Source organism: Paenibacillus abyssi, assembly GCF_014640295.1.
Taxonomy (GTDB): domain Bacteria; phylum Bacillota; class Bacilli; order Paenibacillales; family Paenibacillaceae; genus Paenibacillus_D; species Paenibacillus_D abyssi.
In genome coordinates, this window is record NZ_BMGR01000007.1 from 109,291 (window position 1) to 122,759 (window position 13,469).

The following is a 13,469-nucleotide window of genomic DNA, read 5'->3' on the forward strand; positions in this document are numbered from 1 at the left end:
TGCAATTTCTTAGCAAAAAGGGGTTGTGACCCGATGATACATATACCAATCCATAATGAATCCTTTTCGAAACGGATCTTCGAATACTCGTCTAACGGAATCGCTTTGATTACGCCCAAGGGGGAGTGGATGAATGCCAATCCGATGTTATGCAGAATGCTGGGTTATTCATGCGGAGAATTGATGATACGTACGTTTATGGACATTATTCATCCCGAAGAACGATTGGATGACCTGAAGCAATTTTTGGAAGGTACGACGGAATCCATAGACACGCAAAGACGCCTTCTACACAAAAACGGCCATGTCGTCCATGTATCCCTTAACCTGTTACGAATCGTAGATGAAATTCCGGCAATGCCAACCTGTATTATGCTGCAATTCAACGATATAACTGAGAAAAAGGAACTGGAGCGTGAGCTGTTAAAGGCAGAGGAGCTGTACCTGCTGATCGCGGAAAACACGCAAGATATTATTTATCAATGCTCGGAGGAAGGCATCATCGCGTACTGCTCTCCGTCCGTTAAGGATATATTAGGTTATACATCTGATGAGCTTATCGGCAGTACAGAGGAGCTTCTGTTTCATCAGGGGGACATTCCTGGTCTTGCCGCGAGCAAAGAACACGGGAATCCTTGCCAGTTCCGGATTCGGCATAAAAACGGCGAATATTTGTGGTTCGAAACCCGGGTAAAGAAGCTCAATGGTGAGAGCGGCAGCATCGTCGTCGTTGTGATCGGAAGAGAAATTACGGAACGCAAAAAGCAGCAGGACATTATCGCCGAAGCCGAGCGAATCGCAATAATCGGCAGTTGGGAGTGGGATATTTGCAGTAACAAAGTTTCCTTCTCTGATCAGCTGCGTCGAATTTATAATTTTGAAGAAGACGAGCTCCAGAACAGGCCGCTGCAGCTGACCGATTTGGTGCCCGTAGAAGATCAACAATGGTTCCATAGGGAGATTGAAATGGCCATGAAGGACGGCCATCATGATCTCGCAGCTGAATTCCGTATGATAAATAAAGACGGTACAGATAAATATCTGCATATCAGAGGCGTTGTGTCCTATTCGGAGACGGGAGTGCCTCTCAGAATCAACGGAACCGTCCAGGACGTTACAGAGCGCAAGCTGGTGGAGTTCAAGCTGCAGGAGACCATCGAACGATATACCTCACTGAAAAAATATAATCACGATGCGGTCATGTCACTCGATTTGGAAGGAAACATCATAAACGCCAATATAGTGGCCCAAGAGATGACCGGTTATGCCATTCAAGAAATGGTAGGGCTTAATATATCCCGGCTTATCGAAAAAAAAGGTATAAAAGAGATCCTCTCTCATTCATTGATGGATGCTTCAGTGGAGAAAAACATCGATCGGATCCATCATAAAGAGGGTTATGCAGTAGAGGTGCTGGCGACAATCGCTCCGATTATCATTAATCGGAGGAACGTCGGTTATTATATCATTGCCAAGGATATTACCGAACAGAAGAAGTTGATCATCGACAAGGAAACGGCCGAATCGACTAACAAAGCAAAGACAGAATTCCTCGCCATGATGAGCCATGAAATCCGGACGCCGATGAACGGCGTAATCGGGATGACGGATCTGCTCATGGAGACCCCAACGCTGGATGAAGAGCAGAGGGGATATTTGGAGGTTATTCGTAAAAGCGGTGATACCCTGCTTAAAATTATTAACGACATCCTGGATTTTTCCAAAATCGATTCCGGTAAGGCAGAGCTCATTGAGTCGCCCTTTGACGTCAGAGCGACTATCCTGGAATCGGTGAGTGTTCTGTCGTATAAAGCCCAAGAAAAGCAGCTTCATATTTCTTTTTCCGTAAGCTCTGACATCCCTGTGATGCTTGTAGGTGATGAGAAGCGTGTGAAGCAAATTTTGATGAACCTGATCAGCAATGCGATTAAGTTTACAAAAACAGGGGGGATTTCAATCGCTGCCTGGAAGGAAGCTCAGGCTGATAAAAAGATAAAATTAAAGTTTATGGTAAAAGATACGGGCACAGGCATCCCCAAAGATCAGGCAGACCAATTATTCGAGCCGTTCAAACAATTGGATAATTTAATGACGCGTGAAGCCGAAGGGACGGGACTTGGGCTGGCAATCTGCAAAAAGCTGGTTAATCTGATGGGCGGTGAAATTTGGCTGGAAGCAACAGAGGAGCCGGGAGCGAAGTTTTTCTTTACCGTCGAGCTGAGAGAGAAGGAGTGGAAGGAGGCCAAAAGTCTGGAGCCTACACAGCTGCATGAACCGTCCCTCCAACAGCCACTGCGAATTTTGGTTGCGGAAGACAATAAAATCAATCAAATGGTTCTCAGTAAAATCCTTGCCAAACAAGGGCACAAGGTGCAGATTGCAGAGAGAGGGAGCGAGGTTGTTGAAATGGCGCTTACCGCGTCCTTTGATTTGATTTTTATGGATGTGCACATGCCGGAAATCAACGGATTTGAAGCGACGACAATCATAAAGGACGCGTTGAAGCCGGCGGATTGCCCAATTATTATCGCAGTTACGGCCAATGCCCTGAAGGGGGACAGGGAGAAATGCCTCGCGTCAGGAATGGATGAGTATATAAGTAAACCGATCCGCAGCCGAGATGTGCTTGAGATGATCCGCAAATTTTTTGCCAGTGAGTGCTGAACCAAACAAGTTGAACAGACAGGCCTGTCCCCACGCTCGTTTCTGAGCGGGGACAGGCCTGAGCTTGCTGATAAATGATCTAATCCATCCAATCTTGCCGTAAGGTAAAGAGGTCCCTCAGCGCATCCGTCGACAGCTCGGTAATCCAGCCTTCGGAGCTGGAGATGACATTGTCGCTTAGCTGCTGCTTGTTCTCCAGCATCTCGTCAATGCGCTCCTCCAGCGTGCCGAGTGAGATGAACTTGTGTACCTGCACGTCACGGGTTTGACCCATGCGGTAAGCACGGTCTGTCGCTTGATTCTCGACGGCCGGATTCCACCAGCGGTCGAAGTGAAATACATGGTTCGCTGCGGTAAGGTTAAGGCCTACGCCCCCCGCTTTGAGCGAGAGAATAAACACGCTGGGCTGCTCATCCTCCGGCAGCGTAGTGGATTGAAATTGCTCAATCATGCGGTCACGGGCGGATTTGGATGTACTTCCGTTCAGGTACAGAACGGGCTCTTGAAGCTCCTGCCGCAGCACTTGCTGCAGCAGCTGTCCCATGCCGATATACTGCGTGAAAATAAGGCACCGCTCGCCTTCTTCCCGCAGCTCCTTCACCATGGCAAGCAGGCGCTCCAGCTTGGAGGACCGGTCGATCAGCATGCCGGAATCGAATCTGCCGCCAGCGGCCCCGGAAGGCTCGGGAAGGGCTTCCTTCGTGATGAGCATCGGGTGGTTGCAGAGCTGCTTAAGCTGGGTCAGCGCGGAGAGAATGGCGCCTTTGCGTTCAATGCCTTCCAGCTTTTGCACCCGTTCCATAAGCTGATTGACGGTCTGCTCATAGAGCGCGCCTTGTTCGGCAGTCAGATGGACATACGTCTTCATTTCATTCTTATCCGGCAAATCGAGCTGTATAGCAGGATCTTTTTTCTTGCGGCGCAGCATAAACGGTTTGACCAGCTTTTGTAAATCTGCCGTTCGTTTCTCGTCACGTTCTTTTTCTATAGCATTGCTGAACCGGTTGTGGAACGCTTGCGAGCTGCCCAGATAACCCGGAATTATAAAGTCGTATATGGACCACAGCTCCGATAGCCGATTTTCGATGGGCGTTCCGGTGAGCGCAATCCGATGTCCGGAAGGAAAGCTTCGAATGGCCGACGATTGTTTGGTCTGGGCGTTCTTGATGTTCTGCGCTTCGTCTAAGCAAATGGCGGCCCAGGTGAAATCCCTGAACATCTCCTGATCAAGCGTTGAAGTGGCAAAAGAGGTAAGAACGACATCGGTCTGTCCGGCCACCGTGTGAAACGCCTCGCCGCTGAGACGTTTGCTGCCATAGTGAAGCATGACGTCAAGTGACGGGGCAAACCGGCTTAATTCCTTCTGCCAGTTGCCAAGCACCGAAGTCGGACAAATGATGAGGGAAGGGCGCTTCGTATCGGAACCCGTCATGTGCTCCTTAAGATGAAGCAAATAAGCGATCAACTGCACGGTTTTCCCCAGACCCATGTCGTCGGCCAGACAGGCGCCAAGTCCAAAGCGCCGCAGAAAAGCCAGCCAGGCATAACCTTCGAGCTGGTAAGGGCGAAGCTCTGCGCGCAGTCCGGCGGGCACCTCAGGCATTGGCCATTCGGACTGCCGGCCGAGCTGGCGGATAAGCTTCTCCATGTGTTCATTCAGTTCAACTTCGAGCTTGATTCCCCCTGAATTCTCCGCCGTGCCATCTTCAGGCGTATCGCCGCTTCCCAGCAGATGAAGCTGGAGGACGTCCTGAAAAGACAGTCCTTGCGTCTTGTCCATGCTTGCCATCGCTCTGCGGATTTGCGCAAGCAGTTCAGGGTCAAGCTGAATCCATTGCCCTTTGAAGCGGACCAGCCGTTCATTGCGGGCGACTAACGCTGCAAACTCGGCCTCGGTGAGATCAGCCTCGCCGATGGCAATGCGCCAATCGAAATCGATAATCGAATCGAGCCCGAACAGCGAGCTGCCGGATCTGCTTCCTGCGCCTGAGGCGACCTTGGCGCGAAGCCTCGGCTGCTTCCGTCTTGCTGCTTCCCACCAAGCCGGAAGCAGCACCTGCCAGCCGGCCTCCAGCAGACGGTTGCTGGAGGCCGTCAAGAACTGCCAGGCCGCTTCATCGTTCAGCGGGCTGTTTAACACATCTTCGCTGCCGCCCGTGAATTGTTCTGCCGGCAGGCATGCGCGCAGGCGTTCCAGCCAGCCTGTAGAACGCTCACGCACGTGAGGCGACCAAGCAGCCGGCCAGGAGCCGGCTGCTGTTCCGTCTGCAGCCAGCTGTATAGGCGCAAGCACCGCCGCATCATGCTTGTCCTGGAGAACGAGCTGAAGGCGCCAAGCCGGCTCGATATCTTCTTCCGGCTCCAGCAATTGCAGAACAGGCCGGAAAGGTGCAGTATCGTCTTTCCAGCCGATCGCAACCAGCCATGCCCGCGCATCGAGTCCTGCAGCTGGCCCCTTATTTCTGGCAAACAGCAGCGGATAATCGCTTCGCAGATCGGCAGCTGCCGTTTCCGTTCCATACCAGCGGTGAAAAACAGCGGCAGAGAACGCCGAGCGCAATCCATCGATCAAGCTCGCGTCCTTCATGTCCAGTGTGGATTGTATGATTTCATTTGACGCGTCGTGTTCATCCCATATCCATTTCAGCTTGCCGTCCTGAAAATCGGAGAAGCTCGGGACATACTTCTTCTCCTTTATACAAGCATCCAGCAAGGGGGCAAGCTGCACGATTTGTGCTGCATTGTCGCTCCATACCCATTCGATATGCCCGAGGAGCCTCGGATCGGCGAAGAAAGGAATGACCAGCTCGGCAGGGAGAACCACCAGCTCGATATTCTGAACCTGCCGGATTGTCAGGTCAGTGCCATAGAAGGAAGCCTCGTGCCATGCGAATAAACGCTGCTTCAGGTAGAGGCCGGGCACATCGTCATGCGTATTTGTCGATCCATATATGAGCGCATCTCCATAGTCGCTCAAGCTGATCTCTACTGTGATGGTTTGGATGTGTTTGCTCATGGTATCAGTTTCCCTTTCCGCAGCTCCTCTTGCAGGGCGCGAAGCCGGCTGTTGCGATCGGTTAATGCGGCGATGAACAGCTCCCAGCGGGCTTCCTGCTTCATTTTTGTATACAATTTGGCAAGCCGCTTTAACAGCTTCACCGCAGATTTATAGCTGTCTCTATTTTTGTTCAGGATATATCGTTCAACGGCCTGGTGATAGAAGGGTAGCAGCATTTCCGGGGCGTGTTTCTCCATCGGCTGCAGCACGCTGACGCGATAATCCAGCGGCTCGCTTCCTCTGCTTAGCTGGTAGTCGATCCACTGCTGCCATTTACCATGCGCGAGCAGTTTTTGCTCATACTGACTGCGAGAGAATGGAAGTCTGCGGATAAGCGCATCCCACATCGGCTGATTGGCCCCGGGCAAGTGCCCAGCGGCTGTTTCCCAATAGACGAAATATTCATCCAAGCTGTCGTTTCGAAGATTGCCCAGAAGGGGGTCAAGCTCGACTAACCAAGCCAATAATCGCGGCCAATCCTCCGCATCCGACAGAGCGGACAAGAAAGGCAATACGCTGTCCGGCTGGAAAGCGTTTATGTTCCTTGTTCCATTTAACAGCGTCCATGCTTCTTGATCGTTAAATAGATAGAAATGCATCCAGCACTGGGCGAGTATCAAGGAGCTCCGTTGAAGAGAGGCGCCAAGCTCCGCTTCGGCAAATGTTAATTGCTGCAGCTCCTCCAAGTAAAACTCCGCGCCGCTTAGGGTGGGGCAAATCCAATTTCTCCAGAGCTGTTCGTATGAATTGTAAAAAAAGTTATTGAATTTCGATTTTCCCAACATATGCCCGCGCAAATAAGCTAACGTCTCGGCAACGCGGTGCCAGTGCTCCGAGTCCGTTGTGATCTTCAGTTCACGATCAAGACGTTGGCGGATGTCCTCCTGTAATTCGGAAGCGGCAATCAGGGTATGATATCCCCAAAAAGCTTCCGAGGTATATAATTGATTCTGCGGCTGTGTCGCCAATGTGCCAAGTACATAGAGGCGCGCGTGCAGTTCAAACAGCTGCTCCAGGGCAGGCGTTAGCGGGGATTTCGCTCTATCGATGGATATCAGGGCGTCACTGGCATACCTCGTATTTCGGGTGTTATTGGCCAGCGGAGCTGTGATCAGTTCAAAGAGCTCATGCCACTCCGATATTTGCATACTTTGTATATAGACTGCTCTTTCTTTTATTTTGGCTTCGTTTCCCGTCTCAACCCGTTGTATCACAGGCCGACCCGGCACATGCCCGGGAGCAGGCTTATAGGCTTGCTTAGGATTGGCCGTTACTTTGGCGTTGACGAGCGCATGAACCGATCGGCCTTGCTGTTCTGTGTAATCAAGCAGGACGGCAATCATGTGTTTACATCCATTTTCAAACGGACAGGTGCAATGGCTTACGCCAAAAGAGTCTAAATTGATCCCGACGCGGTATGGTTCATTTCCTTCGACGATCGCTTCAATCTGCCCAGGATCGGGCATCGTAAACTGATGGACACGCCCTTGTTTATAGTAATTGAACCCTCGCTTTATGGTGAGATCGTCAAAGTTAAGCGCCACATCCTGCAAGAGGATATCCCACTGGGCATCGTTCAAGGTATAGCGTTGTTTCATTGTCGATCCGTCTCCTGATTAACTTGGTCTCTATTCTTTCATTGTCCACTCATTATAGCATTTTTCATTGGCAGCTTCGCTCTTGGCAAAGAACGCTCCAAACGGATGTGATTTTGCATTCCACCCATACCGTTCGTTCCTGCTTCGCGGCTCACCCCTTGAGCGGCACCTGAATCTCTACGAAAGTGCCTTGTCCAGGCTGCGACGTGATGCGAAAATTGACCGAGCTGCCGAATGCCAGCAGAAATCTGCGGTGGACGTTGAAAATACCGGTATGCATTCGGAAATAAGAATCCATCTCCTCGCCGCCGGTTTCAATCAGCTTTGACAGCTTGTTCAGCACATCCGGCAGCATTCCAGCCCCTGTATCGCGAATCGATAGATGCAGCATATGATTCTGCAGCTCGGCCTTCACGGTCAGAATAAACTCTTCCCCGCTCATCGTAGGACTCCATCCGTATTTGATTGCATTTTCGACGAAGGGTTGAATGCTCAGCTTCATAATGGGAATCTCAAGCGCTGCCGGATCCAATTCGAAATGAGCCATAACATCCGTGCCGTTCCGGTAGTAATGAATCCTCAGAAAGTTGTGAATATAGGCGATCTCCTCTTTCAGCGGCGCCCAGCCCCCGTCGTTCCGAACGGTATACCGCATCATGCGCGATACGGACTGCACCATTACACCTACGGCATCCCCATTATTTTTAACGGCGTACGACTCGATGGTTTCCAGTGTGTTGAACAGGAAATGGGGGTTGATCTGTGCCTGCAGCTGGAGCAGCTCGCGTTCCTTTTCTTTCAGCTTAGACTGGTAGACCTCCTGTTCCATGCTCTGCAGCTCATACAGCATTTTGTTGTAGCTTTGGATAACAAATCCGATTTCATCATTGCTGTGGCGGATTTCGATGGGAACGTAAGTCCCTCTTCCCAGGCTTTGGAGCCCCCCTTTTAACTTGTAAAGCGGCCGCAGAATGGTATTCATGACAGGAAAGGAGACGATTAACGCAACGGCCAGACTCGTGATGGCAATAAGGATCGTCAGATTGTAGGCCTGTTCCACGCCTTTGGTCAGGCTGCTTAGCGGAGCCATCCATACGAGCTTCCACTCTCCATAGGGGAGATTGGCATAGGTCGTCTCGTATTGCTCGCCATTCGATGAAAACATCAGCTTCGGATCAGCCCCGGAATGCGAATCGAGTGCGTTCCTAAAGTCGCGGAGCACGGCCGGGTCCGTATCTGCATTGGAAACGGCGGTATGGCTTGCATAATCATACAGAATGAGATTGCCGCCTTGACCGTATTCAATATCACTGAGCATGCTTTTAATTTTGTCTGCACGAATCTCAATCACGAACCAGGAATTGAATTCTCCCGTGCGCAGATTAATGATCGGACGGACGACTGAAAAGACGTTTTCCGGCGTCAGCTGAACATAATTCATTTGATGGGGGACGGTCAGTTTTAGTTTGGTTGTGGAATAAACACTTTGATACAAAGGGTCTTCTTCAAAAGTATAGCTATGGTTCAATTTTTCCTGATAGGAATCAAAATAGACCTTGCCCAAGGTATCCAGATACAGCACGCCGACGGTTTCGTTGCGTAATTGAAGGGCGTTTTTCAATACGGGCCGGAAGTTGATGATATGATTGGCCTGTTGTGCCAAGTCGTTTTCGGGGGCTTCAAGAAATTTTTGAAATTCGGAATTCGTAAACAGCGTATCGAAGGATTGACTTACGTCTTGTAAATAGTTTGTAATATCCCTAGAGACAAATTGGACATACTGGGACGATATGGATGAGGTATACTCTGTGCTGGACCGAACCATGAAATACTGGGAGCTGTAGCTCACCAGCGCAATGGGAAAGATCGTGATAGCCAGGAGGAGGATAAACAATTTATATTTCAGGGACAGGTATCCGATCCTTCTTTTAAGGGAATGCAGCAGGCGTCTCATGAATTTTTGCCCCCTTATGTGCGTGATGTACAGTAATTTCGACATAATGACAAAGAATCCTTGCGAGGGGTTGAAACCGGATGAAGATCTGTGTTGCCGATGATGAAAAAGAAGTCCGCGAAAGCATCATTTATAAATTGAAAACGCTGTTTCCGGAGGAGCAGCTGTTTGATGTGCAGTTCGGGCGCCTTGCCCTGGAGCAGATTGAAACCGTGCAGCCGGATCTGGTATTTCTGGATATTCGCATGCCGGAGATCGACGGGCTGGAAATTTTGCGCGCAATCAAACGCACATGCCCCGGGGCCCATGTGGCCATTTTATCCGGCTATGACGATTTTGGCTATGCAAGGCGAGCGCTGCAGCTGGGTGCGATCGATTATTTGCTGAAGCCTGCGGACCGCGAGCAGCTGCGTGAAATTGTTGAAAGCGTAAAGTCCGACATGGAAAAGACGCTGCGCAAGGAAATAGAGGGTGATCTGGCAAAGCTGTCGGATCAATATGTATTTATTCATGATATTCAATGCTTCAATACGAGCTTATGGTTTGACGAGCGGCAGGCGAAGGAGATTGTCTTTGGCGATCCCCATGCCGAGGAATGGCACAAACGCCGGGAATCAATGCGGCAGCAGACGCTAATGTCTTTTGCCGTCAATCATGATTATGAGGGCATCGCCCTGTACGCCCCCTCGGGAAACAATGGGCTCTTCTTCCGCAGGAAGCAGGAGTTTTTGCCGGCACTGCTGCATGGAATGAACCAATGGGAGAGCAGGCGGTTTTTCAGCGGGGATCCGGAATGGCCGGCCAAATCGGAGCCCATGCGGAAGGAAACGGCAAAACAGGCGGCGGGGCTGCGCCAGCAAATATTATCATTCGCCAAGATCGGCGACGAGCAGCGTCTGGAAGCCTCGCTGAACGCGTGGCTCGTATGCTTGCGGGAGATGAAGTTCGCTTCTCTGAAGAAAGAGTGCGTCAACCTGATGGCGCTGCTTGATGAAGGGCTCGTGAAGCAGGAAGTGATTGTTTTGGAGGAGGAGAAGATGCACTACTGGTCGCAATGGGCGGCCAAGCATAAGACATGGGATGAGCTTCAGGCAAAAATCCGGAAATTTGTGCTGGGAGGCGTGCGCACGTGGATGCTGCTGGAGCAGCAAACGGGCTCGGGATGGTTTGAGCATGCGCTGCGCCTGGTAGATGCCTCCCGCGATCCGAATATCAGCTTGGAATCTGTGGCCGAAGCCGTGGGCGTGCATCCCGTTACGTTAAGCCGGATGTTCAAGCAGCAGACGGGAATTAATTTCGTGAAATATTTGGTCCGCAGCCGTTTGAAGCGTGCGCAGTCCATGCTGCTCACAACCGATAAAAATATTAACGGCATTGCCGATGAGATCGGATATGTCGATCACCGTTACTTCCGCGGCCTGTTCAAAAGGGAATTCGGCCTGACGCCGTCGGAATATCGCAAAACGAATGGAATTATGGCCGTAACTGACGATGCCGAAGATCAAGCCTAATGTTAAAAATTTCTCCCCCCAAGCTAATTTATTCCGCTGTTTACGACTTGAACGAATATCTATACTCAAAGGTGTAAGCAAAAGTAAGCGATTTCACTGCCAAGAGAAACAGAGCGGCAGGAGGAACCGCCCTCCAGCTTACGAAGCTGCTCGAATAGGGCAGCGATTCAGGTATGTGTCACCAGCGGGAAAAATTTGATGAAAAAGGGGCAATTCAACGTGAAAAAGCTGAAAATGGTTTTGATGATTTCGCTTTCGATGCTCATCCTCTTAACGGCTTGCAGCAACAATTCGCCGGAGCCGGCCAGCGAGGCAGCCGGGAATAACCAAAGCGCGGCTGGAGCAGCTGACAAACCGGAAGAATTAAAGGTCTTGTATGCAACGGTCGAGGCGGGCTCCGAGGCGATTATCGATGCGGCCAAAGCCTATGAGCAGCAATCCGGCATTAAAATTTCAGTCGATACCTTTCCTTATAATAACCTGCAGGAGAAAGTGTTCTCCGAACTGGCGCAAAAGAGCGACTATTATGATTTGATCGCGATCGATACGCCATGGGTGCCGAAAATCATCCAGCACATCGAACCGATGACCTCTTATATTCAAAACACAAAATCCCCGGAGCTGCTGCAGCTGGATGATTTTATCGCTAAAGCGTTCCTTGATACCTCTGTATTCAAAGCCGATGCACCACAGCAAAATCCGCCGCAGATGGACACGATTGATCTGGACAAAATCGTCTCCGAGGGCTTTGATATCTGGAGCCTTCCGATTCAATCGAACGTACTGACGGTAAGCTATCGCAAGGATTTATTCAACAATGAGGAGAACAAAGCGCAGTTCCAGCAGCAATATAACCGTGAGCTGGCCGTTCCGCAGACGCTGGACGAATATTTGGATATCGCGAAGTTTTTCACCCGCGACACGGATGGCGACGGGAAGATTGATCTGTACGGCACGACATTGATGGGCAAAAAGCACGAAGCGAACTTCGTGGATTTCAAATCGTTCTTAAGCGACTTTGGCGGATCGATCTTTGACGATAATCTGGTTCCGGTGTTTAACAATGAAGCGGGAGTCAAAGCGTTGGAAACGTATGGCAGCTGGGTCAGCGAACACAAGGTTACGCCTCCAGGCGTACTGACGTATACGTGGGATGAAGTGGCTACCGTGTTCGGCTCCGGCCAGGTAGCAATGGGCATGAACTATCACGACATGAAGCTGGATCCTAAAGTAGAGGGCGGCGATACCGGATATTTCGTGTTCCCGGGCGTGGAGAACGGCGGCGAGATCGTACGCGGGCCGCACTTCGGCTCGTGGGGCATCGGTATCAGCAAATATTCGAACAACAAGCAAGCCGCTTATGAGCTTGCAGAGGCGTTAACAAGTCCGGATGTGCAGAAGGGCTACCTGAACTTTAAGCAGCATGTCACGAGAAACTCCGCTTACGTCGCCGCAGAAGCCTTGCCGGATGCGCTGTCCAAGGAATATTACCAGGTGCTTGGCGAGTCGTTAAAGGTAGGCGTCGGCCGTCCGAGGATTACGAACTACGACCAGGTTTCCGAAGCCGTTCAAATCGCTGTCAGCGAATATTTATCGGGCAAAAAGGATGCGAAGCAAGCGTTGGACGATGGGGCGAAGCAGGTGCAATCGTTAATGGAGCAGGCCGGATACTAATTGAAGATCAGAACCTTGCGGACGCTTGAAGACAGCTTCAAGCGTCCGCATTAAACGGAGTGAACGCCCCATGAAAGAGAATAATCCCAATAAAGACCGTTTGAAATATTTGCTGTTCGTGCCGACAATGGTCATTCTCGTCTCGATGACGATTGTGCCGTTTGTTTTTTCTTTATTGACGAGCTTGACGAATTACAAAGCGACAGAGCCGGACAATTGGCGTTTTATCGGCCTGGACAATTTCACCCGCGCCTTAATGGACAAGGATATTCAAAGCTCCTTTGTGAACACGCTGGTGTATGTGGCTGGTGCCGTTTCCTTAGAGTTTGTGTTAGGAATACTTATCGCATTGCTGTTAAATCGTAAAATGCGCGGCATTACGGTTATCCGCATGCTGCTCCTGCTGCCGATGATGGCGACGCCGGTTGCCGTCGGATTGATGTGGCGGTGGCTGTTAAATACGGATTTCGGCATCATCAACTACTATTTGAGTGCGTGGTTTGAGATCACGGGACCGAACTGGCTGGGGGAATATGCCCTGGCGATGCCGGTCGTCATCCTTGTCGATGTATGGCAGTGGACGCCATTTGTCGTGTTATCGCTGCTGGCGGGATTGCAATCGTTATCAGATGATCCGATCGAAGCGGCAAGCATGGACGGGGCTTCGTCGTGGCAGATGTTCTGGAATATTACACTGCCGCAGCTTAAATCGATTATCCTTGTTGTGCTGTTGATTCGCATTATTGATGCCTTCAAATCGTTCGACGTAGTATGGACATTAACGAACGGCGGTCCGGGAGTCAGTACGGAATTGTTAAGCTTGCGCGTTTATCGCGTTGCGTTTAAGTTCTGGGAAACGGGATACGCTTCCGCGATCTCCTGGTTGTTCTTAATTATAGTGATGTTAATTACTTCTCAGTTTATCAGGTTCTTGTACAAGGAAACGCCAAAGTAGCAGGATTTTCAAAAAGGTACTTCCGGGCTAAAAGCTTTCAAATAGCCTCGAGCTT

7 protein-coding genes are annotated in these 13,469 nt (G+C 50.5%); 4 read left to right on the forward strand and 3 right to left on the reverse strand.

The features are described from left to right. Positions 1–33 precede the first annotated feature (33 nt). Positions 34–2,664, forward strand: a complete 2,631-nt coding sequence (locus IEW11_RS11850; protein ID WP_188531276.1) for a PAS domain S-box protein — start codon at positions 34–36, stop codon at positions 2,662–2,664. A 79-nt stretch (positions 2,665–2,743) separates the two neighbouring features. Here the strand turns inward: IEW11_RS11850 and IEW11_RS11855 are convergent, their stop codons facing one another. From IEW11_RS11855 to IEW11_RS11865, 3 genes are all read right to left on the reverse strand, one after another. After that, a complete protein-coding gene (locus IEW11_RS11855) occupies positions 2,744–5,680 on the reverse strand; it encodes a DEAD/DEAH box helicase (RefSeq protein ID WP_188531277.1) in 2,937 nt (978 codons plus the stop codon). Beyond that, positions 5,677–7,320, reverse strand: coding sequence for an SWIM zinc finger family protein (locus IEW11_RS11860; protein ID WP_188531278.1), 1,644 nt, complete (start codon positions 7,318–7,320; stop codon positions 5,677–5,679). The genes IEW11_RS11855 and IEW11_RS11860 overlap by 4 nt, the downstream gene beginning before the upstream one ends. Before the next feature lie 151 nt (positions 7,321–7,471). After that, complete coding sequence (locus IEW11_RS11865) at positions 7,472–9,274, reverse strand: cache domain-containing sensor histidine kinase (protein ID WP_188531279.1); 1,803 nt, start codon at positions 9,272–9,274, stop codon at positions 7,472–7,474. Positions 9,275–9,354: 80 nt separating this feature from the next. Between IEW11_RS11865 and IEW11_RS11870 the strand changes: the two genes are divergently transcribed. From IEW11_RS11870 to IEW11_RS11880, 3 genes are all read left to right on the forward strand, one after another. Continuing rightward, positions 9,355–10,785 carry a response regulator transcription factor gene (locus IEW11_RS11870; RefSeq protein WP_188531280.1) on the forward strand — a complete coding sequence of 477 codons (1,431 nt, stop codon included), beginning with the start codon at positions 9,355–9,357 and terminating at the stop codon, positions 10,783–10,785. A gap of 219 nt (positions 10,786–11,004) precedes the next feature. Beyond that, positions 11,005–12,459: an ABC transporter substrate-binding protein gene (locus IEW11_RS11875; RefSeq protein ID WP_229725193.1), complete on the forward strand. Its 1,455-nt coding sequence runs from the start codon at positions 11,005–11,007 to the stop codon at positions 12,457–12,459. A 70-nt stretch (positions 12,460–12,529) separates the two neighbouring features. After that, complete coding sequence (locus tag IEW11_RS11880; protein WP_188531281.1) at positions 12,530–13,414, forward strand: carbohydrate ABC transporter permease; 885 nt, start codon at positions 12,530–12,532, stop codon at positions 13,412–13,414. The last annotated feature ends 55 nt before the right edge of the window (positions 13,415–13,469 follow it).